The organism is Anaerolineae bacterium, from assembly GCA_016931895.1.
In the GTDB taxonomy this organism is placed as follows: Bacteria; Chloroflexota; Anaerolineae; order 4572-78; family J111; genus JAFGNV01.
Window position 1 is genome coordinate 1 of record JAFGDY010000006.1, and the last position, 25,509, is coordinate 25,509.

23 protein-coding genes are annotated in these 25,509 nt (G+C 53.3%); 9 read left to right on the plus strand and 14 right to left on the minus strand.

Going from position 1 to position 25,509, the window contains the following annotated elements; translation table 11 throughout:
* Positions 1–1,050 precede the first annotated feature (1,050 nt).
* The 6 genes from JW953_00240 to JW953_00265 all read left to right on the plus strand — a co-directional run bounded on the left by JW953_00240 (position 1,051) and on the right by JW953_00265 (position 6,534).
* Positions 1,051–2,106, plus strand: a complete 1,056-nt coding sequence (locus tag JW953_00240) for an extracellular solute-binding protein (protein ID MBN1991101.1) — start codon at positions 1,051–1,053, stop codon at positions 2,104–2,106.
* Between the two features lie 67 nt (positions 2,107–2,173).
* Positions 2,174–3,025, plus strand: coding sequence for an ABC transporter permease (locus JW953_00245; protein MBN1991102.1), 852 nt, complete (start codon positions 2,174–2,176; stop codon positions 3,023–3,025).
* A complete protein-coding gene (locus JW953_00250) occupies positions 3,026–3,805 on the plus strand; it encodes an ABC transporter permease (GenBank protein ID MBN1991103.1) in 780 nt (259 codons plus the stop codon). It begins immediately after the preceding gene.
* A 23-nt stretch (positions 3,806–3,828) separates the two neighbouring features.
* Positions 3,829–4,935 carry an ABC transporter ATP-binding protein gene (locus JW953_00255; protein MBN1991104.1) on the plus strand — a complete coding sequence of 369 codons (1,107 nt, stop codon included), beginning with the start codon at positions 3,829–3,831 and terminating at the stop codon, positions 4,933–4,935.
* Between the two features lie 2 nt (positions 4,936–4,937).
* A complete protein-coding gene (locus JW953_00260) occupies positions 4,938–5,690 on the plus strand; it encodes an SURF1 family protein (GenBank protein ID MBN1991105.1) in 753 nt (250 codons plus the stop codon).
* A 70-nt stretch (positions 5,691–5,760) separates the two neighbouring features.
* Complete coding sequence (locus JW953_00265) at positions 5,761–6,534, plus strand: pentapeptide repeat-containing protein (protein ID MBN1991106.1); 774 nt, start codon at positions 5,761–5,763, stop codon at positions 6,532–6,534.
* On the opposite strand, the gene JW953_00270 is transcribed toward JW953_00265, so the two are convergent.
* From JW953_00270 to JW953_00335, 14 genes are all read right to left on the minus strand, one after another.
* On the minus strand, positions 6,486–6,803 hold the full coding sequence (locus tag JW953_00270) for a cytochrome C oxidase subunit IV family protein (GenBank protein ID MBN1991107.1): 318 nt from the start codon (positions 6,801–6,803) through the stop codon (positions 6,486–6,488). The genes JW953_00265 and JW953_00270 overlap by 49 nt on opposite strands.
* Positions 6,804–6,978: 175 nt before the next feature.
* Positions 6,979–7,548: a cytochrome c oxidase subunit 3 gene (locus JW953_00275; protein ID MBN1991108.1), complete on the minus strand. Its 570-nt coding sequence runs from the start codon at positions 7,546–7,548 to the stop codon at positions 6,979–6,981.
* A gap of 64 nt (positions 7,549–7,612) precedes the next feature.
* Positions 7,613–9,259 (minus strand): cytochrome c oxidase subunit I, encoded by a 1,647-nt coding sequence (ctaD, locus tag JW953_00280; GenBank protein ID MBN1991109.1) that lies wholly within the window; start codon positions 9,257–9,259, stop codon positions 7,613–7,615.
* A gap of 36 nt (positions 9,260–9,295) precedes the next feature.
* Positions 9,296–10,225 (minus strand): cytochrome c oxidase subunit II, encoded by a 930-nt coding sequence (gene coxB / locus JW953_00285; GenBank protein MBN1991110.1) that lies wholly within the window; start codon positions 10,223–10,225, stop codon positions 9,296–9,298.
* An 89-nt stretch (positions 10,226–10,314) separates the two neighbouring features.
* Complete coding sequence (locus JW953_00290; protein MBN1991111.1) at positions 10,315–11,196, minus strand: SCO family protein; 882 nt, start codon at positions 11,194–11,196, stop codon at positions 10,315–10,317.
* Complete coding sequence (locus JW953_00295; GenBank protein MBN1991112.1) at positions 11,193–11,588, minus strand: hypothetical protein; 396 nt, start codon at positions 11,586–11,588, stop codon at positions 11,193–11,195. Before JW953_00295 ends, JW953_00290 begins: the two co-directional genes overlap by 4 nt.
* The gene (locus JW953_00300; GenBank protein MBN1991113.1) at positions 11,581–12,765 is read right to left on the minus strand and encodes a hypothetical protein; all 1,185 of its coding nucleotides are present in this window, start codon (positions 12,763–12,765) and stop codon (positions 11,581–11,583) included. Before JW953_00300 ends, JW953_00295 begins: the two co-directional genes overlap by 8 nt.
* A 21-nt stretch (positions 12,766–12,786) precedes the next feature.
* Positions 12,787–13,380 carry a cytochrome c gene (locus JW953_00305; protein ID MBN1991114.1) on the minus strand — a complete coding sequence of 198 codons (594 nt, stop codon included), beginning with the start codon at positions 13,378–13,380 and terminating at the stop codon, positions 12,787–12,789.
* A gap of 21 nt (positions 13,381–13,401) precedes the next feature.
* Positions 13,402–13,977, minus strand: coding sequence for a DUF3341 domain-containing protein (locus JW953_00310; protein ID MBN1991115.1), 576 nt, complete (start codon positions 13,975–13,977; stop codon positions 13,402–13,404).
* 109 nt (positions 13,978–14,086) lie between these two features.
* Entirely contained in the window at positions 14,087–15,475 is a 1,389-nt protein-coding gene (gene nrfD / locus JW953_00315) for a polysulfide reductase NrfD (GenBank protein ID MBN1991116.1), read from the minus strand.
* Between the two features lie 169 nt (positions 15,476–15,644).
* Positions 15,645–18,629: a TAT-variant-translocated molybdopterin oxidoreductase gene (locus JW953_00320; protein ID MBN1991117.1), complete on the minus strand. Its 2,985-nt coding sequence runs from the start codon at positions 18,627–18,629 to the stop codon at positions 15,645–15,647.
* Positions 18,629–19,288, minus strand: coding sequence for a cytochrome c3 family protein (locus JW953_00325; protein MBN1991118.1), 660 nt, complete (start codon positions 19,286–19,288; stop codon positions 18,629–18,631). Before JW953_00325 ends, JW953_00320 begins: the two co-directional genes overlap by 1 nt.
* A gap of 361 nt (positions 19,289–19,649) precedes the next feature.
* A complete protein-coding gene (locus JW953_00330) occupies positions 19,650–20,729 on the minus strand; it encodes an Mrp/NBP35 family ATP-binding protein (protein ID MBN1991119.1) in 1,080 nt (359 codons plus the stop codon).
* 75 nt (positions 20,730–20,804) lie between these two features.
* The gene (locus tag JW953_00335; GenBank protein MBN1991120.1) at positions 20,805–21,476 is read right to left on the minus strand and encodes a transcriptional regulator; all 672 of its coding nucleotides are present in this window, start codon (positions 21,474–21,476) and stop codon (positions 20,805–20,807) included.
* Between the two features lie 215 nt (positions 21,477–21,691).
* Here JW953_00335 and sufC point away from each other — a divergent pair, with 215 nt between their 5' ends.
* From sufC to sufD, 3 genes are all read left to right on the plus strand, one after another.
* Complete coding sequence (gene sufC, locus JW953_00340; protein ID MBN1991121.1) at positions 21,692–22,444, plus strand: Fe-S cluster assembly ATPase SufC; 753 nt, start codon at positions 21,692–21,694, stop codon at positions 22,442–22,444.
* A 79-nt stretch (positions 22,445–22,523) separates the two neighbouring features.
* Positions 22,524–23,936, plus strand: coding sequence for a Fe-S cluster assembly protein SufB (gene sufB / locus JW953_00345; GenBank protein ID MBN1991122.1), 1,413 nt, complete (start codon positions 22,524–22,526; stop codon positions 23,934–23,936).
* A complete protein-coding gene (gene sufD / locus JW953_00350) occupies positions 23,936–25,312 on the plus strand; it encodes a Fe-S cluster assembly protein SufD (GenBank protein MBN1991123.1) in 1,377 nt (458 codons plus the stop codon). The genes sufB and sufD overlap by 1 nt, the downstream gene beginning before the upstream one ends.
* Positions 25,313–25,509: the final 197 nt, after the last annotated feature.

Consider the following 25,509-nt stretch of genomic DNA (forward strand, 5'->3'; position numbering starts at 1 on the left):
GACCGTATCTATCGAGGTGGTTGATTGCGTGAATTCAATGTTAACCTTATCGTTATGTTAAACCAACATAACGATAATCATAAAAACACAATGTTGATCAAGTTAACATCGTGATATTCATTTACAATGATAATGTGGGGATAACCCTGACCTATCTCATAGGTATGCGCCTCATTCTACCATGATCGGGTTTATTTTTCAATAAATTTGCAGGTAAATTCAGAGTAATTGCATGAGCAATTTTTTCGATAACTCATCTTATAAATATTCACGAAAGATTATTGAATCAAGAAAAATTTAGGTTTTTTAGTGTTTTTATCAAAAGAATTTGGGAACATATATTTACCTGGCAAATTTAATTGCCTGTTTGGTAAATATAATTTAAAAAATAGAAAATCGTGTTTCTGGCCTATTCATAATGTAAATATTCTCAATTTAAATATAAATCATCCTCTTGAGGGGCAGTTTAAGGCGGCTATCAATGCAGTTGGCTGATAGTCCAAACCTGCCGGATTATTTGCGCTTCTTGTGTTTTGCGCTATATTCATATTATATTTATTGGTCACTGGGGGCACGGTCATTGCCAGGGTGTACCCCGACCGGGTTTGGTCGGACCGCGCCTTAACGCAACAAGTTGTCCCACACTCGTTGCTATAATTGGGTTGACTCTGTACTGACCACTGAGTTTAACTTGGTTATTAAAAGAGGTACGCCGGAAATCTCATCCAGGGCCATTCCTCGTTTAGACAAGGTTTCATCAGGGAGAATTGCTTTCAAAATGAAACCTTCCCAAAGATGATAAAATTTACAAGTTGATCTGGCTTTTGTTTTTTAATTTGCTACACGGATACTCTGGTAATTCAACGGGGAATTCGTTGTTGGTACTGCCTGCCAACTGCCTAAATGGTGGCCGGCCGGCGGCAGGCCATTACTCCAACATTTCCTGTGGGGACGATTCGTGATTGGCAGTTAGAAGCTGGTGAAAATGGCTGTTACCTTGCCGGCGCGTTGGCCGCACGTCAAAATTATAAACAGATAAAGGAGAGAAAAATGAAATTGCGTTTGTTCATTTGTTGGCTGGCCGGTTTGGGGGCCATTTTATTGGCCCTGGCGGGATGTGGGGCCAACCGAGAAAACGGCCCCTTATTGGTGCTGGAGTGGGCCGGATACGAACAACCCCAATTCTGGGAAAAATTTGCCCAGGAACATCCCAACGTTGAGGTGGAGTATACCTTTTTCGCCGACGACCCGGAAGCTTTTGCCAAAATCCAGAGCGGGTTCCAGGCCGACATGGTTCACCCCAATACCAGTTGGCTGCAACTGTATGTTGACAATGATCTGGTGCAGCCCATTGACCCCGCCAAGCTGAGTAACTGGCCCCTGCTGCTGGATAACCTGGCCGAGGCCGGCCAGGTCAACGGCCAGCAATATTTGGTTCCCTGGGAATGGGGCTACGATTCAATCATTGTCCGCCCGGACAAGGTGCAAGAAATGCCCGACTCCTGGGCCGATTTATGGGACCCGCAGTATGCCGGTCATGTGACCATTTTTGACTCCGCCGAAAACTCGGTGATCATTGCCGCCACGGTGCTGGGGTACGATCCTTACACTTTAACCGAGAGCCAATTGGCTGAAATCAAACAAAAATTGATTGAGTTAAAGCCCAATTTGCTGGGCTATTGGTCCGACTACACGGAACTCAACCAGCAAATTGCCTCCGGCGAGATCTGGGTGGCCGTGGCCTGGCCCGATGCCTACCTGGCGGTGAAAACCGAAGGTGTGCCGGTTGAATACGTTACGCCCCAAGAGGGACGCCTGGGCTGGGTGTATGGCCTGGTTATTCCCAAAAACGCTCAAAATCCTGAATTAGCTTATGACTATATTGACGCAATGATTGAAACGCAGGCGATGTTGGCCCTGATCAACGAGTTTGGTTACGCCGCGGCCAACAAAGAGGCCATGGCCTCAATTGACCCCGAATTGGCCGACCTGATGCTGCTGAACCAGCCGGAATTGCTGGACCGGACCATTTTTTATAAACCCCTCACCGCCGAACAGCGCAAAAACTGGACGGCTATGTGGGACGAAGTGAAAGCGACCGAGTAGCTCAAGGGGGCAGCGCGGAAAGATTTTCGCTGTCCCCCTCTCTCGGTCAACAAGGATGGGACAAGAGGTGAACGAACGCTCTCGCATTGTTATTTTAATGCTCCCCCCCACCTTACTATTGCTTGTTTTTTTCCTGCTGCCCATGCTGGCCATGGCCGGTTTTAGTTTTAGGGCCGGCAGCTTTGGCCCCGAACGAAACATTTTTACCCTCTCCCATTACCAGGATTTTTTAACCAACATCGTTTTTCAGCGCTTGTTGTGGAAATCCATTATTATGTCGCTGGAAACCTCCATTTACTGCGTGGTTCTGTCTTACCCCATTGCTTACTTTCTGGCGTTCCGGGCCGGGGAACGCCGCATGGCCCTGCTCACCATCATCCTGATTCCGGCCTGGACCAGTTTTTTGCTGCGGGTGCTGGCCTGGAAACTGATCCTCGGTTCGGAGGGGTTGTTAAGCTCGCTCCTGGTTTGGCTGGGGCTGATTGCGGAACCCATGCCCATTTTGCTTTACAGCCGCACCGCCGTAATTGTCACCCTGGTTTATTCGTGGCTGCCTTTTGTGGCCCTGCCCATTTTTGCCGCCCTGGAGCGCATAGACCGGGACCTGCTGGAAGCCGCCGCCGATTTAGGCTGCCCGCCCTGGCTGGCCTTTTTGCGCGTCACCTTACCCTTGAGCATGCCGGGCGTGGCCGCGGGCTTTGTGTTTGTGTTCATTCCCACCCTGGGCGAGTGGGTAACGCCGGCCCTGGTGGGCGGGGTGGATGGCATTATGTACGGCAATATTATCCAGAGCCAATTTACCCAGGGCCTCAACTGGCCCCTGGGGGCCTTAATGAGCCTGGCTATGCTGGCGGTAATGTTGCTGTTGTTGTTAATTTTTAGCCAATTTGCGCGTTCGCTGCAACTGGAGTTTAGATAAGTGCGTCAAAAATGGTTACTTTCAGCCGGTTTTTATTACTATGGGCTGGTGGTCATTTTTTTATACCTGCCCATTTTGCTGCTGGTGGTTTTTTCTTTTAACGACTCCCACCTGATGATTTTTCCGCTCAAGGGTTTTACCCTAAAGTGGTACGCGGCCCTGCTGGAAACCACCGAGCTGCTCAAAGCGGTCTGGAACAGTGTTTTGTTAGGATTGATTACTTCGCTGGCGGCCACGGCGCTGGGCACCATGGCCGCCATTGGCGTGGTGCGGTTTCGTTTTCCGGGGCGAACGATGTTTTTGATGATTGCCTCCATGCCCCTGGTCATCCCTTACGTGGTGCTGGGCGTGGCCTTGCTGTTGCTGTTTGGCACGCTCAATATCCCCCTCTCCTTGTGGACGGTGGGCGTGGGGCACGTAATCATTAGCATCCCGTACGTGGTGCTGATTGTGGCGGCGCGGCTGGCCAACTTTCCACCCAATTTAGAAGAAGCGGCCATGGACCTGGGCGCAACCTACTGGGGCACGTTATCGCGGGTCACGCTGCCCATGAGCGCGCCCGCCATCCTGGCCGCATTTCTCACCTCCTTTACCACTTCTTTTGACGAGTTTGCCGTCAGCTTCTTTTTGATTGGCAGCAAAACCACCCTGCCCATCTATCTTTATTCGCAATTGCGTTTTCCTAACCGCCTGCCGATTGTGGTGACCCTGGCCGCGCTGATTATGGTGGCTTCGGTGGGGCTGTTGGCTTTTTCAGAAAAATTACGACGCCAGGTTTGACCCGGCGCGTGGAAAGGAGCAAAGTGACAGAATTCTCTATTGAATTGGTCAATGTCTCAAAAGTATTCGACGGCGAACGAAAAGTGGACGCCAATGTGGTCGCCGTGCAGCAGGTCAACCTGCGCATCCGTTGCGGTGAATTTTTTACCCTGCTGGGGCCAAGTGGCTGCGGCAAAACCACCACCCTGCGTTTAATTGGCGGCTTTGAAACGCCCACCAACGGTGAAATTTACATCCAGGGCAAACCCGTTAAGCACGCGCCTCCTTATCGCCGCCCGGTGAATGTGGTTTTTCAAAATTACGCCCTTTTTCCCCACCTCACCGTTGCCCAAAACATCGCCTTTGGCCTGACGGTAAAAAGGATACCCAAAAACGAACAGGAGCGCCGGGTAAAAGACATGCTGGAACTGGTACGCCTGCCCGAAGTGGGGCAGCGCAAACCCGCCCAACTTTCCGGCGGCCAACAGCAGCGAGTGGCTCTGGCCCGCGCCCTGATCAATCAACCGGCAGTGCTGCTGCTTGATGAACCGTTGGGCGCGTTAGATCTTAAACTCCGCAAACAAATGCAAATTGAACTCAAACACCTGCAACAACAAATTGGCATTACTTTTGTATATGTTACGCACGACCAGGAAGAAGCCCTGACCATGTCGGACCGCATTGCCGTGATGGCCGGCGGAAAAGTGCTTCAGGTTGACCGGCCGGTAACAATTTATGAAAAACCGGCCACCCGTTTTGTGGCCGACTTCATTGGCGAAAGCAATTTCATCCAGGGCACGGTGGCCGCCCTGGAAAACGGCCAGATTCAGGTGGCCGTAGGCCCCGACCGGGTCTACGCCCTGGCCGACAAAGACCAGTTTGCGCCGGGCCAGCCTGTCATCTTGACCATCCGGCCCGAAAAGCTCCGCCTTTACCGCCCGGAAGAGGCCAACGGCATTGCTTTAACCGGCGTGGTGCGTGAGGCAGTGTACATTGGCACGGATACCCGTTTTATTGTAGACTTACCTTCCGGGGAGAGTATTGTGGCCCGCCTGCAAAACGTGAACGGCAGCATGTTGGATAAATTTGCCGTTGGCGCCCCGGTTAAAGTAACCTGGGCCGGCGAAAATGCGCGGGCCTTGGTCAATTAAAAATGAAAAACCTATTAACGTGGAAATGGCTGCTGCGGCATTTACTGGTGCTGGCGGCCATTATTGTGCTCATCAACCTGGGCTTCTGGCAACTCCGGCGGCTGGAGCAACGGCGCGCCCTGAACGCGAATATTTTGGCCGGTTTGAATGCGCCCGTCACCCTGCTTGCGGGTCAAGATGTTGACCCCGCCGCCCTGCATCTTCATCGCGTTTCCGCCACCGGCACCTTTGACAATGACGAAAGCCTGGTAATCCGCAACCGTCCTTTCCAGGGCATGCCGGGCGTATGGCTGATTGCGCCTTTGCAGCTTGCGGGCAGTAACCGGGCCGTGCTGGTGGACCGCGGCTGGATTCCCCTGGACAACGCTACCCCCGCCAAGCGGCAAATTTACAATCAAGAGGGCACGGTTACAATTGAGGGCATAGCCTACCAAACCCAAACCCGCCCCGACCGCTGGCTGATTCCCACCGACCCCACCCCCGGCCCCGGCGAAACTCGTCTGGACGAGTGGTTCAGGGTAGACATTGAGCGTATTCATCAGCAGCAACTCCCCTATCCCTTACTGCCTATCTTTATCAAACAATTACCTAACGGAGATGTTGCCTCAACTACCCCCCCCCTGCGTGAAGGGGAGCCGGAATTGAGCGAAGGCTCGCATTTAAGCTATGCCCTGCAATGGTTTGGCTTTGCCGTGATTTTGGCCCTGGTGTATGGGCTGTTGCTCCGGCAGGAGTTGAAGAAAAAAATAGCCTAGAAGTTATGTTGATTTTGCTTGCCGGTGGTGGTATGCTGTTTATAGCAGAATTGGGGTTGGATCACCGGCCATGACCAAATTAACAAGAAAACAAGTGAGCCAGATTGTTGAATCTGCTTATGAACGCGGCAAAGAGTTAGACCTGAGTGGGTCTGATCTGAGTGGCGTTGATTTGAGCGGCATTGACCTGAATGGGGCCAACTTGAGCGGGGCCAATTTGAACCATGCCAGCCTGTATGCCGCTAACCTGGTGGCGGCCAATCTGTTCAGGGCCACCCTCAATGGGGCCGAGTTGGCCCTGGCCTTTTTGCTCAAGGCCAATCTGAATAGGGCCAAGCTGGTGTCGGCCGACCTGCGCCAGGCCAATTTGAACGGGGCCAATTTGGTGGCGGCAAATTTAAGCGAGGCCAATCTTAATGAAGCTAATCTATTCAGGGCCAATTTGTTTGGGGCCAACTTAAGCGGGGCCAGCCTGCTGGGGGCCAACTTAAGCGGCACAAACCTGAGCGGCGCCGACCTGAACGACAACAACCTCAGAGGGAACGACTTGAGTGAGGCTAATCTGAGCGAGACCTTTTTGAGCGACGCCGACCTGGGAGGGGCCAATTTGGCCGGAGCCAATTTGAGCGGCGCTAATTTGAGGGGAGCCAATTTAGGCGGCGTCAATCTGAGCCGGGCCAATCTGAATTGGGCCAAACTGAATCAGACCAATCTGGTGGGGGCCAGGTATAACCAGGCCACAAAATGGCCGGCAAATTTTAACCCTGCCCAGGCAGGCGCCATTTACGAAGAGGATCATGATCCCGGCAACATTGGTACAATTACCCCGCCGCGGGCCACATAGTCGCCCATGGCAATGAGAATCATAATAGCCAAACCAAAAAAGCCCAGACCCGCAAAAACCCAGATTAGTTTGGAACTGTAACGCAGATGCATAAAGTAGGCCATGATCAGCCCGGCTTTGAGGGTGGCTATGCTCAAAGCCACAAAAACATTGAACACCCCAAAATTAAAAAAGGAAACCGTAACCGTAACCGCCAACAGGACCATCAGCCAGGCAAACACGGTGAGATACATGCGAACCGGAATAATATGGTGATGGGGTTCGGTCATAGTAATACCTCCGTTATTGCCAGAATAAAGAGTTATAGTGCTCCAGAAAAGTTTTTGCCGTTGAAACAGGTAGCAAGGTAGCAGATAAAAAGTTTGCTACTCTGCTACCTTGCTACCTGCTACCCTGTTTTTTGAGAAGGAATTTTTCTGGACATCTATATTTCTCCCTACTCGCTTATGTGCGATCAATCAAATAATACAGCGGAAAGATAAATACCCAGACAATGTCTACAAAATGCCAGTAAAGGCCGATCATTTCCACCGGGTCGTAATGAAGCGAGGAAAAGTGCCCTTGCCATGCCCGGTAGGTGAAGTAGAGCAAAATGCCAATGCCAATAATCATGTGCACCGCATGCAGGCCGGTGGTGGTAAAGTAGAGGGCAAAAAAGATTGCGGCCTGGTTGGCGTGCGATCCGGGGAAGATAAAATCCGCGCCCGGGACCAAATGGTGTTGAAACTTTTCGCCGTACTCCACCGCCTTGATCCCCAGAAAAACAAGGCCCAATAGAACGGTGAGCAACAAAAACGCAACCAAAGCCTTTTTTTTATCTGTTTGGGCTGCATGCACGCCCAGGGCCATCATCAAACTGCTGGCCAGCAACACCAGGGTGTTGGCGGTGCTGAGGACCATGTCCAATTCGCGGCTGGCCTGGGCAAAGGCTTCGGGATAAGCCAGGCGATAGGCGGCGTAGGCCACAAAAAGCCCGCCAAAAAACATCACCTCGGTGGTGAGAAAGGCCCACATGCCCACGGTGTTGGCCCGGCGTTGCTGCTCAAGGTCGCTAAAATAGGGCGCAACCGGCGAAGATTTAGTTTGAGCCACGGCCGGCCTCCTCTGCTTTATATTCAGGGTAAGCGTACGCCTCTTCGGTTACTACCGGGGTTTTGGCAAAATTGTGGGGCGGCGGGGGAGAGTTAACCATCCACTCCAAACCCTTGGCCTTCCACGGATTAGGCCCGGCCGGTTGGCCCTTGAACAAGGATTGGAGCAAATAAAACAGGGGCAGAATGTAGCCAAACCCCAAAATCATGGTGCCAACGGTTGAAAGCTGGTGCCACAGTTGAAACTCTTCAGGATAGCTGGCGTAACGGCGCGGCATGCCCATGTAGCCCAAAATAAATTGGGCCAAAAAGGTTAAGTTAAAGCCCACAAAAATGATAATTGCCGAAGCAATGCCCCATTTTTCGTTGTACATTTTGCCGCTCATTTTGGGCCACCAAAAATGGATGGCGCCCAAGTAGGCCATGGTGGTAGCGCCGACCATAATAAAGTGAAAGTGGGCCACTACAAAATAGGTATCGTGCACGTGCACGTCTACCGCCGTTGTGCCTAAAAAGAGGCCGGTCAGGCCGCCCACAATGAACAGGCCCAAAAAACCCAGGGTATATAACATTGGCGTTTTAAAAGAGATATCGCCTTTGTAAAGCGTGGCGGTCCAGTTGAACACCTTAATGGCCGAAGGAATGGCCACCAGGAAAGTCAAAATAGAAAAAACCAGCCCGGCATAGATGGTTTGCCCGCTGACAAACATGTGGTGGCCCCACACCAAAAAACCCAGCAGGGCAATGGCCATACTGGAAAGGGCAATGGCCCGGTAGCCAAAAATCCGGCGTTGGGTAAAGGCCGTAATCAACTCGCTGACCACGCCCATACTGGGCAAGATCATAATATACACTGCCGGGTGAGAGTAAAACCAAAACAGGTGCTGAAACAAAAGTGGATCGCCGCCCAGGGCCGGGTCAAAAATGCCAAACCTGAAAAGCCGTTCCACCCCCACCAGCAGAATGGTAATGGCCAGCACGGGCGTGCCCAAAATGATCACAATGCTGGTGGCGTAAAGGCCCCAGACAAACAGCGGCAGCCGAAACCAGGTCATGCCCGGGGCGCGCATGGTGTGGATGGTGGCAATAAAATTGATGGCCGTAAAAATTGAAGAAAACCCAACAATAAAAATGCCCAAGGCGGTGATAATCACGGCGGTATTACTATAAGTGCTGCTGTAAGGGGTGTAAAAGGTCCAGCCGGTATCAACGCCGCCTAAAACCACCACCAAAAGTGTAAACAGACCGCCTAGCACGTAAACATACCAACTGGCCAGGTTCAAACGCGGAAACGCCAAATCTTTGGCCCCAATCATCAACGGGATCAGAAAGTTACCCAGGGTGGCGGGAATGGAAGGAATCAGAAAGAAAAAGACCATAATGACGCCATGCAAGGTGAAAGTTTTGTTATAGGTGTCGGGCTGCACCAAATCGCTTTGGGGCGTAAACAACTCCAGCCGGATCAAACTGGCCGCCGCCCCGCCCAATAAAAAGAAAAAGGTGATAGAAATCAGATAGAGAATAGCGATGCGTTTATGGTCGGTGGTGAGCAGCCACGATTTTAAGCTGTGCGCCCAGGTTAAATAATTTTCTTGAGCCTGGGGGGTGTTTAGGGACGGCGATGATACGGTCATTATCTTTGTTCCTTTTTAGGTGGAAGTCAATGGTCTTTACCGGCTTTCCAAAGACTTGATATACTCAACTAATTGCAAAATCTCTTGTTCGGTCAAGATGCCCTGGTAGGTGGGCATGAGGGGGGCATAACCGGCCACCACTTTTTCTTGGGGCTTGCGGATTGACTCAAGCAAATAGGCTTCATCCACCATAATGGTTTCGCCGCTGGTCAATTGCACGGGTTCGCCAAACGTCCCGGCCAGATTGGGGCCAATACTATTAGGGCTGTCATTATGACACGCCATGCAGCCGCGTTGTTGAAACAGCCGCTGCCCGGCATCGGCCATTGATTCGTCTTCAGCCACGCCGCCTAACCAGGCCTGGTACGCATCCGGCTCCATCACGGTAACGGTTCCGGTCATTTTGGCGTGGTCGGTGCCGCAGTATTCGGCGCAAAAGAGATGGTAGTCGCCGGTTTTGGTGGCCTCAAACCACAAGGTGGTGTAACGCCCCGGCAACACGTCCTGTTTCACCCGAAAGGCCGGAATGTAAAAACTGTGGATCACGTCTTGAGAGGTCATAATTAATTTGACCGGCCGGCCCAGCGGCACGTGCAAGGCATTGATTTCGGTTTTGCCCGAAGGGTGTTGGGCGTACCACATCCACTGTTTGCCGATCACGTAAATTTCCAGGGCGTTTCCCGGCGGGGTGGCGTAATTGTAATACACCACCGCCGACCAGCCGAAAATGGCCATGGCCACCACAAAGGGGATAAAGGTCCAGGTGAATTCAAGTTTGTTGCTTTCATCCAGCCGCCCCACCCGGTTGGCCCGGCTACCCCGCCGATACCGGATGGCAAAGGTGATGATCAACCCCACCACCGGCAGGCCAAACAACAAACTTAAGCCGATCAGGGTAAAAAAAATCCAATCAATTTGCGCGCCAATGGTAGAGGCTTGTTCAGGAAAAATTGGAAAATCTGGCATAAGGCTTAAACCTCAAATCTATCTCCCATACTCCAATTATTTATTTTAGCCGCAATTATTTAAGCCAAGCTTAAAACCGGGTTTGCCCTTCAGGTTGACGAATTGACCGCAACGCCCTTACGCCGTTCACGATACAATAACCACCCTAAAATCAGGCCGAACACCACTACCGTTGCCCCGCCCGCCATCCTGACAATATTGGTGACAAAAAGGGTGTATTGCCCTTCCACCGGATCGTAGTGATAACAGGTCAGCAAAAATTGGTCCACCGGCGTGCCGATTTTATTCTCCGCCGCTTCAACCAGCGCCAGGCGCAGATCGAGCGCCGGAAACTCAATGCCGTATAAATATTTAGAAATCCGGCCCTCCGGCGTAACCACAATGATGCCGCTGGGATGCACGTACTCGTCAATGTTGGCATCGTAGGTGTATTTAAAGCCGATAGCATCGGCCAATGTTTTAATAGGCTCCTCGTTTCCCACCAAAAAGTTCCAGCCCTCGCCGGTTGTTGACCGGCCGTAGGCCATCACCGATACGCGCCGTTTGGTTTCGGCTATTTCCGGCGTTTCTGCCGGATCAATGCTCACGTAAACCACCTCAAAATCCCGGCCCACCGTGAAATATTCCAACTTTTGCAAGCTTTCAAACAGACCGTTACGAATCAACGAGCACAGCATGGGACATTCGTAGTAACCCATAGCCAGGATGACGGGTTTGTTGTCAAAATAATCGTCCAGGCGAACCGCCCGGCCGGTAGAATCGGTAAATTGCAGGTTTAGCGGCAGTTGAGTTTCCAGTTTTTGCTCAAAGCCTACCTTTTTAATGAGGTCCTGCGGCAATTGTTCCTGGGCATAGAGGGGGGTAATCCCGCTCAAAAAAATGGCCGCCAGCACAACTATAAGAATTTTTGGCCTCAACCGTGCTGCGGGTCGCCCCGGTAAAAAATTAAACTTTTTATTTCTCCTGCTCATTGATTCTCTTCTACCACCAATTCCATGGCCCGCTCAATAGGAATATGTACCACCCCGGCCTGGCGATCAACCCAGCCGTAGGTGCTTAACCTTGCTTCTTCAGTCGCCCGCAGCAATTCTAACTGCTGCGCCATATTGGTTTGCTCAATAGGATTAGGTTGGAGGCGCGGCGCGGGTGGGGTAGGCAGTTGGGTTTGAGGAATAACAGCCTGGATTGTGTCGGTCCGGGCTTGCATTGAATTCATCAGGCCGGCAATCAAGATCATTGCGGCAATAATTACCACTAACAGGCCGATGGCAAAGATAGCGATGGCTTTTACATTAACATCCTGGCGTTCGTAATTCACCTGGGGATTTTTATTTGGATCATTGCTTGGATGGGGATTATTCATGAACGGCTACCTCCGCATGAGTGGCCGGAATTTCTTGAAAGCGCGGGTCGTGCCGGGGCAGCAAGGCTTTGCGTTTAAGCTGCCGGGCAAAAAACGCTACCCACAGGCCCCCCATGGCCAGGGGGATCACCAGATCAAGCCAGTGAATGGTCAGGGTGGGGCGCAAAGCGGGCATTGTTAACCAGAACAGATCAACCAGCCGCATGAAGCCAATGAACCCGGCAATCATGGCCAACACCTGCGCCCGGCGTTTCACCGAACGAGCCAGCAGCACTGCAAACGGCAAAACAAAGTGGAAAATTATCAGGGCCAAACCAACATATTGCCAGCCGCCCTGGGTGCGAGTAATGTACCACGTAATCTCTTCGGGCAAATTGCCGGACCAGATAATGAGATATTGGGAAAAGGCAATATAAGCCCAAAACGAAACAAAGGCCAGCAAAAAATTGCCCAAATCATTGTAAACGCCAACCGATGCCCAATCCGCCAGCGGGCGATACTGTTCAAACAACTTTAGCATGATGAGGGCAAAGGCAATGGCCGCCAAGGCCTGCCCGGAAATGAACAACACCCCGTAAATGGACGAGAACCACTCCGGCTCCAGCGACATCATCCAGTCAAACGCGGCAAAAGTTGCCGTAAGGACCAGCAGGATGAGGCCGGGCGGGCTAAGATTGACCATCCGTTTTTTCAGGCCGGGGTCGCCGGTGTCGTCTTGCCGGCGCGACCAGCGGTTGAGCAAATAAGCCAGGCCAAACCAAATAATGAAATAAAGGGCTGCCCGCCCGATGAAAAAGGGGACGTTCAAATAACCGGCTTTGTGCTGCAACAGCGCGGAGTGGGCCACTTCGTTGGCATGCGTCCACGGGTATAAGGCCGGCAGCCCAAACAGGAGGGGAATGAACAGCAAGGCCAGCAAGGGCAGGGTGCCGGCCCCGGCTTCAAAAAAACGCCGGATCACAAAACTCCACTTGCCCCCCACCAGGTGATGCAGCATCACCCCCATCAGGCAGCCCAACGCCAGATGAACCCAAAATAAATAGCCCAACAGATAGGCCTGGAAAAAAAACTCGCCGCCGATAAACGCGCCGGCCAGCGCCGCTATTAAACCCGCCGCGCCCGCCAGCAGGGCGATTTTTTGGATGCGGTTTGTCAGAGATAAAGCTTTTTGGTCCATGTTATCCTGGCTCATCGAACGCTATTCTAACTTGGGTTGTTCCGACTCCGGCACGTCATCCGGCGTGGCGTTTTGGCTACGCTGCAAGGCCCGGATGTAGGCCACTACGGCCCAACGATCTTGCGGGTCAAGCCGGGCGCCGTAGCTGTACATGGCCCCAAAGCCGTTGGCAATAGCGTCGTAATAATAACCCGCGGGCTGTTCCCGCAGCCGGTCAATGTGGAACGAGGACGGCTGTTGAAAACCGCGCTGCACAATCATGCCGTTACCGTAGCCGGCGCGGTCGTGGCAGGGCGAGCAATAGATGTTGTAGCGATCCTGCCCTCGCGCCATCAAGGCCGGCGTAACCGGCATCGGGAAGGTGCCGGTAAATTCCCCCTCAATTTGGCCCGTGTAAAGATGTTCGTTGAGCATCATGCGGCCCCATTTCCCCCGGGGAATGGTATGGGCCGGAACGGGCCGGGCCGCCATTTCATTGGGAAAAAACCGGCTTTCTTCCAAAGGGCCGTATTTAGGCTGGTCGCGCATGTGCAGCGGCACCAGGTCGCAGCCGGTTAAAAAAAGGCTCAAAACAACCAGGGACAGGATGGCCAGAGTGAGTTTAGCTTTAATCATGGGTCATCTTTTTCCAAAAATTCAATCGTAAATCTCTGTATCTCCCTGCTCAACGGCATGCACGGCGCTGGGGTGCAGGCTTTTCAAAAACGCCCCGGTTTCTTGCTCGTCAAACCGGGGGTCGGTGGCCAGCACGCACAGGAAAAAAGCGTCGCGGGAAGCCCGGTTAAAGTTTGGCGTGTTGAACACCGGGTGGTAGGGCATGGGCAGCTTGTTCAAAAACAACATCCCCAATACCCCGGCCACCGCCGCCATCAACACGGCTCCTTCAAAGGTTATCACCATAAACGCGGGCCAGCTATTAAGCGGGCGGCTGCCGATGTTCAGCGGATAAGCTATCACCGAGGTGTAATATTGCAACATATACCCCGCCAGGCCGCCAAAAATTGCGCCCAACAACACCAGGTAAGGCACAAAATTTGGCTGCTTGTCCAGGCCCAGCGCCTCCGACAGGCCATGCACCGGGAAGGGGGTATAGGCATCTAGCTGGCGATATCCGGCAGCATAAGCCCGCTTTGCCGCCACGAGCAGGTCGCCGGCTTCTTCAAACCGGGCGATAACGCCAAACAGATTACGTTTTGGGGCGCGTTCGTTCATGGTTTTATTCCAAACGGATGTCTCATTTATCAGTTTTTATCAGGCGTTCAAACTCAAGCCTCATTTTTGTTTGCGGGCAAAACTTCAACCCGGCCGCCTGAGCCGTTGTTCAGGCCGGGTGAGTTTCGCCCTCTTGGGTTTGATGCAACAACTCTCGCACTTCAAAAATTGAAATCATCGGCAGCGTGCGCACAAATAAAAAGAGCAGCACCAGAAACAGTCCTAACGAGCCAAATATAATCCCCCAATCCCACTGCGTGGGCGTGAACAACGTCCAGGACGAAGGCAAGTACTCGCGGCTCAGGCTGATGACAATGATCATAAAACGTTCCAAGTACATGCCAATATTGATAATGATTGAAATGATGAACAACAGAACCAGATTGGTTCTGATTTTTTTGAACCACAGAAGTTGAACTGTAACCGCGTTACAAAAGATCAAGGCATACACCACCGGCGCGTAAGGCCCCAACAACCGATTTTTGAGCAGGTACAATTCATATTGGTTGCCGCTGTACCAGGCGGTGAAGGCTTCGGTGAGGTAGCCGTATACAACCAGCAAGCCGGTGGCCAGCATCACCTTGGCCATCAGGTCAAAATGGCGCAGGGTGATAAAGTCTTCCATTTTGAAGATTTTACGGATGGGAATGGTCAGGGTGATGACCATGGCAAACCCGGAAAAGATGGCCCCGGCCACAAAGTAGGGCGGAAAAACGGTGGTGTGCCAGCCCGGCATCACCGAGATGGCAAAATCAAAACTGATCACCGTATGCACCGACACCACCAGCGGCGTGGCAATGGCCGCCAGCAGCAAATAGAGCGAGTTGTAATGGTGCCAGTGGCGGGCCGAGCCACGCCAACCCATAGCCAGCATGCCGTAAAAATATTGAAGCGGTTTAAAGGTGGCCTTATCGCGCAGCGCGGCCAGGTCCGGGATCAGGCCGACAAACCAGAACAAGACCGAGGTGGTGGCGTAGGCCGTAATGGCAAACACGTCCCAAGACAGGGGGCTGCGAAACTGGGGCCACAGGCCAAAGGTATTGGGATACGGCATGATCCAGTACATCACCCAGGGCCGGCCCAGGTGCAGAATAGGGAACAAACCGGCGCAGGACACGGCAAACAAGGTCATGGCCTCGGCAAAACGGTTGATAGAAGTGCGCCACTGCTGCCGGAATAAAAATAGAATGGCCGAAATGAGTGTGCCGGCGTGGCCAATTCCAATCCACCAGATCAGCATCACAATGGCCGTGCCCCAGCCCACCGGAATGTTAATGCCCCAAATACCCACACCATACGCAAACAAAACGCCCACGCTCACCAAAAAAACGGTAAACAGAACTGCGCCCACGCCAAAGCCAATAAACCAACCCAGGGGCGTGCGTAGCCGCAGCACCACTTCGCTAATTTTGTCGGTGATAGTACCGTAGCTGTGTCCCGGCTGAAGCAGGGGAATTTCCTGAATTTGGCCGGGTTTTTCAGCATGTCCAAGGGCCATAAATTACTCCTATTTTTCTGCCTTTACCAACGTCCGTAATGCACCTTTGCCGGATCAAAACGATCATGTTTGCCATACGGCGGCAGCTCTTGGGCCAGATGCCCCACCGCAACCAACGCGGGAATACGAACGGTGTAGGGAGAAAACTGATGTAATCTCTCTCCTTCCCCTACCCCTCCAACTCAGGATTGGGATTTTTTAGCTTGGCCAGGTAGGTGGTGCGCGGGCGCGTGCCCAATTCAGTCAACACGCCGTAGTGATGCGGCTCGGCCTTTAATTGCGACACCCGGCTGTTCGGATCGTTGACATCGCCAAAAACAATGGCGTGGGTGGGGCAGGCGGCCTGGCAGGCCGTCACCACCTCTCCATCCTCAAGGCGACGGCCTTCTTTTTTGGCCTCAATGCGGGCATGGCTGATGCGCTGCACACAATAACTACATTTTTCCATCACCCCCCGCACCCGCACGGTCACATCAGGATTGCGTTGCATTTTCAGGGTTTCGGTTTCCTGGTCGGAGAATTGCAGAAAGTTATAGCGCCGGACCTTGTAGGGGCAGTTGTTGGAGCAGTAGCGCGTGCCAATGCAGCGGTTGTAAACCATCACATTCAAACCTTCATGGTCATGCACTGTGGCGCCCACCGGGCAAACCACCTCGCAAGGCGCTTGCTCGCAGTGCTGGCATAACATCGGCTGGTGGTAAGGGGTAGGATTGTCCAGGTTGCCCTCAAAATAAGTGTCCACCCGGATCCAATGCATTTCCCGGCTCACCAAAACCTGCTCTTTGCCCACAATCGGAATGTTATTCTCAGCCTGACACGCCGCAACACAGGCATTACAGCCGTTACAAACGTTCAGGTCAACCACCATACCCCAGGCGTAACTGTCGTAATCATATTGGGGCATTAATGAAATTTCCGGCGCCTCGTGCGCCATGTGCTGCGGAAATTGGGGGTCTTCTTTAAATAAGTCCAACGTGCCCGCACGTACCGGGTCGCGGCCTTCCATGTTGTAGTGCATTTGCGTGGTGGCCAGGCGATACTGCTGACCGGTAGCGCGAATTTGGAGGCCGCTGCCGGCCCACGGTGCAGCGGCGGTGCGCAAAGCGTAAGCATTTACACCAATACCGTTACCCACTCGCCCCACTTGTTCCCGGCCGTAACCCAGGTGCAGGGTGACGGTTTCATTGGCCTGGCCGGGCATCACCCACACCGGAGCTTGCACGGTCCGGCCATTGTAAATCAATTCAACTACCTCTTCAGGAGACAGCCCTAGCCGTTCGGCGGTGGCCGGGCTGACAAAGGCGGCGTTGTCCCAGGTTAACTTGGTCAGGGGTTTGGGCAGTTCTTGCAGCCAGCCGTTGTTGGCAAACCGGCCATCCCAGACGGTAGGGTCGGGGCGGAAAACAAGTTCCAAAGCGGACACCTGCCGGGGAGGAGTTTGGGCCGCTGTTTGCACGGCGGCCAGGTCCACGGTTACGGCAATCGCCGGCAAAGCAGTGTTGACAATCAGGCCATCGTGCCGGGCCTGTTTCCAAAATGTTTCAAAGCCGTCCGTAACTTGGCCGGCCCAGTAGTGATGCACAATATCGTAGTCGGTCAGGTCGCTTTGGCCTAGCAACGCGGCCAGTAGTTGTTGGGCCGAGCGGCTGTCGGCGTACAGCGGCTCAACCAGGGGCTGCATCAGGGTTACTGTGCCGTCAAAGGCCAGGGCATCGCCCCAGGATTCCAGATAATGGCGGGCCGGAACGTGCCATTGACACAAGGCGGCAGTTTCATCTTGGTGCAGCCCCAAATGAACACTGAAGCCCACCTTCAACAACGCCTCGGCAAAATTAAGGTCTGCCGGAGCGTTGTAAACGGGATTGGCGCCAAGGATGAGCAGCATGTCAACCTGCCCGTTGTTCATCGCGCCCACCAACTCCCGCAGCGATTCGCCCTGGTTTACGGGGTTGGCCTCCGGCGGGTCGGTGTAGACCACAGTTTGACCAACATTGCCCAGTTCTTGGTTAAGGGCATGGCTTAAGGCGTGGGCCAACGGTGATTGGCCGTTGCCGGCCAAGATCAGGCTGCTGCCCCGATGGGCTTGCAGGTCGTTGGCCAGGGCCGATATCCATGCCGGGGGAACATCGTTTAACTCGGTTTCAGCGCCGGGCAGGTTAAGGCCCACAGCGGCAGCCAGCGCCAAGATCACGCCTGCCACCTGGCTGGGCCGCACGGGCCGATGATGGTCGGCCATAGCGCCGGTAACGGTGGGGGTACTTTCTATGGCGTACAGCCGGTTCATCTCCGGCCGGCCGGCCCGGACGCGGCGTTTTTGGCTAAAATCATGGGCGTAGCGAACGCCGGCCGGGTTGGCCCCCAAAAAATCGGCCTCAAGCGAAAGCACCACCTCGGCCCGGTCAAAGTGATAAACCGGATTTACGTCCCGGCCAAAGGCCATGAGCGCGCCCTGGCGGGGATTGTCCCGGTTGATTGGCTCGTACTGGTGCCATTGGGCCTGGGGAAATTGGCCCAAAACGGCTTGCATTTGGTTGGCTAAAGTGGGTGAAGTGACGGTTTCGGTGAGCAGCCGCAGCCCCGCGCCGTTGGCGCTGCGCTGCTGTTCCAGCGCCCCGTTTAAGGCGGAGATGAAGGCCGTCCAGTTGCCGGCGGCACCGGCTTGGGTGATTATCTGGGCGCGGTCAGGATCGTATAACTCCAGCACCGAGGCCTGGGCAAACGTATTGGTTGCGCCCAGGCTGGCCGGATGATCGGGGTTGCCCTCCAGCTTGGTGGGGCGGCCCTGGTGACTTTCGGCCAGCAGGCCCAGGGCCAGGCCGCCCAGGGGCATAGCCGTGGCAAAAAATAAGGGTTTACCGCCGGGCACAATCGCTTCGGGGGGGTCAACGTAAGGCACAATTTTTTCGGGGAGGCCCCCGGTGCAGGCGGTCAAACCGCCTAAGGCCAGCGAGGCGCCCATGAGTTTTAAAAAGTTGCGGCGGCTGACCGGGTTGGGCCACTGGTCGGCCCCCTGCGGAAATTCGCGCTTTAAAAAATCTTGAAAGGCTTCGGTTTCGGCAATTTCTTCCAGACAGCGCCAATATTTGGGGCCGTTCAAACCGGCCAGGCGTTGGCGCAGGGAGGGGATGTCAAAATTCTTTCTCATGAAAGTCATTACCTATGGCAGATAGAACAATCGTCCAAACGGCCGGTTTCAATATCATATTCGGTGATCAATTGCGTTCCCAGGGCAAGCTGGTCGTGATTTTTGGGTATGTAGTCCATGGTCAACACTTCTTCCCTGGGCCGGATATATTTTTCCGGGGCGCGGTGGCATTGTAAACACCATTCCATCAACATTGTTTCTGTTTTCCATGTCAGCGGCATCTCGTCAACCCGGCCGTGACAGGTTTCGCAGCCAATGCCTTTGTTAACGTGGATACTGTGATCAAAGTAGACAAAGCCGGACAGGTCGTGAACCCGGGTCCAGCGGAGGGGGTGGCCGGTGCGATAGCTGGCCCGAACCGGCTCCAGCATGGCGGCCTCGGTGTGGATTTGGGAGTGACAGGTCATACAGGTTTGGGTAGGCGGAATCCCGGCAAAGGCAGCCTGCTCAACCGAGGTATGGCAGTAGCGGCAATCAATCCCCAGATCTTTTACGTGGTGTTGGTGGCTAAAGGGCACCGGCTGTTCGCGGGCAATGTTTACCTGGGTCAGGTAAGGTGATTTGACCCAAAAATACCACCCGATAGCCAGACCGGCCGCGATCATGGCCATTCCCAGAATCGAAGCCCTGGCAATGGTGTTCATACTGGGATGAAAGATTTGGTTCATTGGTTTACCTAAGATTGTTCCGGTTGAAACAAGGTTAAGTTTACGTTTTAAGGCGATACTGCTGAAAGTGAGCGGGGTTAAAAACCAGCCTGGTTAGTCTATGGCATCATAGTGGGGAAACGCAGACCAGGGCCGGCTGTTTATCGGCTTTTGACTTTATTATTGAACCGGTAATAATTTTAAGTTTGCAATATGAAATTCACATTAAAAATGTAGGGGAGATTACGGCAAACAAAAAAGGGCATGATCTTTTTGATAACGCCCTTTTTTGATTGGTGATTGTTCAAGTTGCCCAGGGAGTTATGCCGCATTTTGTTTCTCCTCCGGCCCCTCTGCATTCCAGAACCCTAACTCAAAACATTCAAGCCGGATTGTCTTCAAACTGGGGGGACTGGGTAAGGTTCTGCACGCTCACGGCGGCGGCCACTTTTTGGGCCACTGCCTTGATGGCCTGCGCCGCTGCCGCATCCGGTTGGCGCACCACAATCGGCTGGCCTTCATCCCCCCCTATGCGGATTTCAGGCTCCAGCGGGATTTCGCCCAAAAACTCAATGCCAATTTTGGCGGCCATCGCCGCCCCGCCGCCGTGGCCAAAAATATCGTACCGGGCGCCGGTATCGGGGGCCACAAAGTAACTCATATTCTCTACCACGCCCAGGATGGGCACGTTAAGCTGCTCAAACATTTTGACGCCCCGCACCACGTCGCTTAAAGCCACCTGCTGCGGCGTGGTGACAATGATAGCGCCGGTCAGGCTCAAACTCTGGGCCAGGCTGAGGCTGGCGTCGCCGGTGCCGGGCGGCAGATCAACCACTAAATAGTCCAGGTCGTTCCAGTCCACATCCTGCAAAAATTGGCGCAACGCGCTGTGGATCATTGGGCCGCGCCAGATAACGGCTTGCTCCGGCGGGACCAGAAAACCCATACTCATCAGTTTTACACCGTAGGCTTCCAGCGGGGAAATTTTATTATTTGGCCCGCCCCGGGGACGGTCGTGCACGCCCATCATAATAGGAATGTTGGGGCCATAAATATCGGCATCCAGCAAGCCCACTTTAGCCCCCTCTTGGGCCAGGCTGATGGCCAGGTTGGCGGCGATGGTGCTTTTACCCACCCCGCCTTTGCCGGAGGCCACCGCAATGGCATTGCGCACGCCAATGTCCATCTGGCCCATCAGGCGGGCATCCTGCGGCACGCGGGCGTCAAAATCAACGGCAACGGTTTCCACGCCGGGCACGGCCATAACGGCTTCGGTAGATTCGGCTTCTATGCGATTTTTGAGCGGGCAGGCCGGGGTGGTTAGCATAATGGTGAAAGTCACGTTGCCGCCGTCAATTTTTATATTTTCCACCATGTTCAGGGTAACCAGGTCTTTGTGCAGTTCCGGTTCAATAACGCGGCTGAGGGCGGCCAACACTTGCTCTTTAGTTACGCTCGTCATAAGGTTTGCTCCTGAAGGTTGTTTTTAGGGAAGATGGGCCTGCTTTGAGAGTATAACCCAAAAACCGCCTCTTGTCTATTGCTCGCTGTTGGGTTTGGGCCGAACCTGATAGCAGCAAGCGCTGTCGCCGCTGGCCAGATGGCTGATGCGAACAACATTGGCCTTTAGTAAATTGGTTAAAAGGGCGTGGTCGTAATCACAAGCCGAGCCGCAGTTCTCGGCCACATGGACAATGGGGCAATTGGTCTCCCGCAGGGTATACGTGCCGTCCGCATTGAGTTTCCAGGTTGACATATATCCATCGGCTTCACGCAGTTTCACCAATTGCTCCAGCCTGACCGGCAGGCTTTGGCCGTTGACCTTTTGCCGATATTTCTCCAGCAGGTGCTCCGACCGCATGCGGAAAACGGCGTCAACGGCCTCCCGGCCGTACAAATCTTCAATGGTTTTTAACACGGTTACGGCCAACTCATCGTACCCGCGCGGAAAGTAGCTGGAGGCTGCCTCGCCCAGCCGGTAAACAAAACTGGGCCGCCCCATGCCGCGCCGCATCTCTTCATAAGTTACCAAATTATCACGTTCCAATCGGGTCAAATGGCGACGCACCGCCACCGTGCTGATATCCAGCAGCTTGGCCAATTGGTCGGCGGTTAACTCGCCGTTTTCTTTGAACAAGTGCAAAATACGCCGCCGCGTAACGGGCATTTGTTTGTATAATAGAGCCGCCCTTTCGGTTCCTATTGCCATAAATTTATCCTCAATCCAACTTTAATCATCAGAATTATAACACATCTTTCTGAACTTTGCAATATTTAATAACAAAATAGTTGACAAAGTAAAAATGGTATGCTACAATGTTGGACAATTCTTAAAGAGTAAAAAATTATAAATAAAGTATTGCGTATTTTGGTAAGAATCTATGCCAGATGCAATACGGTTTTTTAAGGAAGGGTATTCCAACCATGTCTTCATTATCTATTAAAAATCTACGGGTTAGCATTGAAGATAAACTCATTCTCCAGGACTTAAACCTTGAGGTAAAACAGGGCGAAATCCACGCCATCATGGGGCCAAACGGCTCCGGCAAAAGCACCATGGCCTATGCCCTGGCCGGCCATCCCAAATACGAGGTGGAAGGGGGCGAGGTGTGGATGGACAACGTTAACCTGTTGGAACTGGCTCCAGATGAGCGCGCCCGGATGGGCCTGTTTTTGGCCTTCCAATATCCCACGGCTATTCCCGGCATCAGCATGGCCAACTTTCTGCGCACAGCGGTCAACGCGATGAAGGGCGGCAACGGCCAGGGGATGCCCATTGCGGAGTTTCGCAAGCTGTTGGGCGAAAAAATGGACTTATTGAAAATTGATAAAAGCTTTGCCCGCCGTTATCTGAATGAAGGTTTCTCCGGCGGCGAGAAAAAGCGGGCCGAAATTTTGCAAATGGCCCTGCTGGAACCCAGATTTGTCATCCTGGATGAAACCGACTCCGGCCTGGACATTGACGCCCTGCGGATTGTGTCTGAAGGCGTCAACGCCCTTACCGGCCCGGAACGCGGTTTTATTGTTATCACCCACTACCAGCGCATTTTGAACTACATCAAACCGGATTTTGTGCACGTGATGTACAACGGCCAGATTATCGAATCCGGCGGCCCGGACCTGGCCGAAAAACTGGAGCAGGAAGGTTACGATAATATTCTAAAGGAACGGGGTTAACATAATTTACGATTTCAGATTTACGGGTGTTGGACTCAACCGTAAATCGTAAATCCAAAATCGTAAATAGGAGAGACTTATGGCTCAAACATTTGATGTTAATTTAGACGATTACAAATACGGTTTTAGCGTTCCCGAAAATTACGCCTTCAAAGCCCGCAAAGGTCTGGACGAGGACATTGTCCGCGAAATTTCGTGGATGAAACAAGAACCAAAATGGATGCTCGATTTCCGGCTGCGCGGCTATCGCCATTTTATGGAGCGCCCCATGCCCCAATGGGGCGGGCGCGGTATGCTCAATGAGCTTAATTTTGACGACATCTATTACTACATCAAACCCATTGACGCCCAAAAAGCCTTCAACTCCTGGGACGATGTGCCCGCAGACATCAAAAACACCTTTGATCGCCTGGGCATCCCCGAAGCCGAGCAGAAGTTTCTGGCCGGGGTAGGGGCGCAGTACGAGAGCGAGGTGGTGTATCACAACCTTCTGGAAGACCTGGAAAAGAAAGGCGTTATCTTTTTGGATATGGATGCGGGCTTGCGCGAGCATCCCGATATTGTCAAAGCGTATTTTACCACGGTCATTCCACCGGAGGACAACAAATTTGCCGCGCTAAATACCGCAGTTTGGTCCGGCGGCAGTTTTATTTACGTGCCGCCCGGCGTGCACATTGACCTGCCCTTGCAAGCCTACTTTCGCATCAATGCCCAGAATATGGGCCAGTTTGAGCGCACCCTGATTATTGTGGATGAAGGGGCCTACGTGCATTACGTAGAAGGTTGTACCGCGCCCACCTACTCCAGCGACAGCCTGCACAGCGCGGTAGTGGAGATCATTGTTAAAGAAAATGGCCGCTGTCGTTACTCCACTATCCAAAACTGGAGCCACAACGTTTATAACCTGGTCACCAAACGCGCCCAGGCTTATCGCAACGCCACCATGGAATGGGTAGATGGGAATCTTGGCTCAAAGCTGACGATGAAATATCCGGCAGTCTGGCTCATGGAACCCGGCGCGCATGGCGAAGTGCTGTCCATTGCTTTTGCCGGCCGTGGCCAGTTGCAAGACGCGGGGGCCAAAATTGTGCACGCCGCGCCCGATACCAGTTCGGTGATCACCAGCAAGTCAATCAGCAAAAACGGGGGACGCACCACCTATCGCGGTTTGGTGAAAGTGGCGCCCGGCGCCACCAACGCCAAAAGCAACGTGGTTTGCGATGCCCTGATTCTGGATGAGGAGTCCGCTACAGACACGTTTCCCTACATCGAAATTGAAGAGCAGGACGTAAGCATCGGCCACGAAGCCAGCGTTTCCAAAGTGTCGGAGGAGCAGCTCTTTTACCTGATGAGCCGCGGCATTCCCGAAGGCCAGGCGGCCAATATGATTGTCAGCGGCTTCATTGAGCCAATTGTGAAGGAACTGCCTATGGAATACGCCCTGGAATTGAATCGCCTCATTGAAATGGAAATGGAAGGCTCGGTGGGCTAATGACAACTTTAACCACTACCCCCAAAACAAAAGACAAACTATTGGCGGCCGGCGTTTTTTCGCTCAAGGAGGTTGAAGCCATTTCGGCCAAGTTCAACGAGCCGGAGTGGCTGCGCCAGAAACGCCGCATCAGTTGGGCCGTTTTTGAAGAAACGCCTATGCCTACCACCGCCGACGAGGATTGGCGGCGCACCGATTTGCGCAAGATCAAGTGGGAAAAATTCAAATTGGCCGACCCGTCGGTGCTGGAATGTGTAGGGCAACAGATCAATAACCTGGCCGATCTGCCGGAAGATATGCGCGACGCCGTAGAGCAAGAATATCCCGCCGCCGGGCGGTTGATCATTGCCAACGGCCGGCCTGTTTATTATGAGCTTGACCCGGACGTGGCGGCCCAGGGAGTTATTTTTTCCGATCTCTCCACCGCCGTGGCCAAACATCCCGCCCTGGTAGAAAAATATCTGGGGGCCGAGGCCGTACCGCCCTCAAATAGCAAATTTGCCGCGCTCAACAGCGCCCTGTGGCAGGGGGGGGTCTTTCTTTACCTGCCCAAAGAGGTGGAGGTGGAAAAACCATTTCAGGTAGCTTACATTCTTGACGGTGAAGGCAGCGCTATCTTCCCGCGCGCGTTGCTGGTGGCCGACCGCTTTGCCAGCGCCACTTATATTGAAGAAAACATTTCTTGCGGCCAACACGGCCAGGCCCTCAATGCCGGCGTTACCGAAATTTATACCCTGGCAGGGGCGCAAATTCGGCATGTGGATGTACAGCGTTGGGGCCAGGATGTTTATAATTTCAACGTCAAATGCTCGGTGAGTCAAAACGACAGCACCGTGATCTGGGAAACCGGCCAACTGGGGGGACGTTTGACCAAGAGCTATTACAACAGCCTGCTGCCGGGCGATGGCTCAACCATGGAGTTCAACGGCGTCTACTTTATGGAAGGCAAACAACATCTTGATCTCGATTGCCTGATCCATCACTTCGGCCTGGCCACCACCGGCGACTTGTTGCTGCACGGCGCGCTCAAAGACAAAAGCCGCAGCGTATTTACCGGGCTGATTAAAATTGAGCCGTCCGGCCAGCAGACCAACTCGTATTTAAAAAACGAAAACTTGCTCCTGGACCGCTCCGCCCGCTCCGACTCCATCCCCAGCCTGGAAATTGACGCCAACGACGTGCGGGCCTCGCACGGAGCCACGGTGAGTAAGATTGAGGAAGAGTACGTTTTTTACCTGATGAGCCGGGGCATTCCGCGCAACACCGCGGTGCGGATGGTGGTCGAGGGCTTTTTCTACAAAGTGTTCGACCGGATGTACAACGAGCGCGTGCGGCAAAAACTGTTCAATGCGGTTTCCGCCAAAATTGGCGATTAAACTCTTCTCGTTTCCAAACACAATATGGGGGTGAGGTTTTTGTGTTAGACGCAGGTTGTGGAGATCTTTGGGGGCGCTGATGATGAGGGCTAAAAGAAACGGCTCGAGGAATAGCAATAGTCAGTCGGCCGATGTTGTTGAAATCTCCACCGGGAAATATCCGGCTTTCACCGGGAAAAATCCGGCCTGGTCTAAGG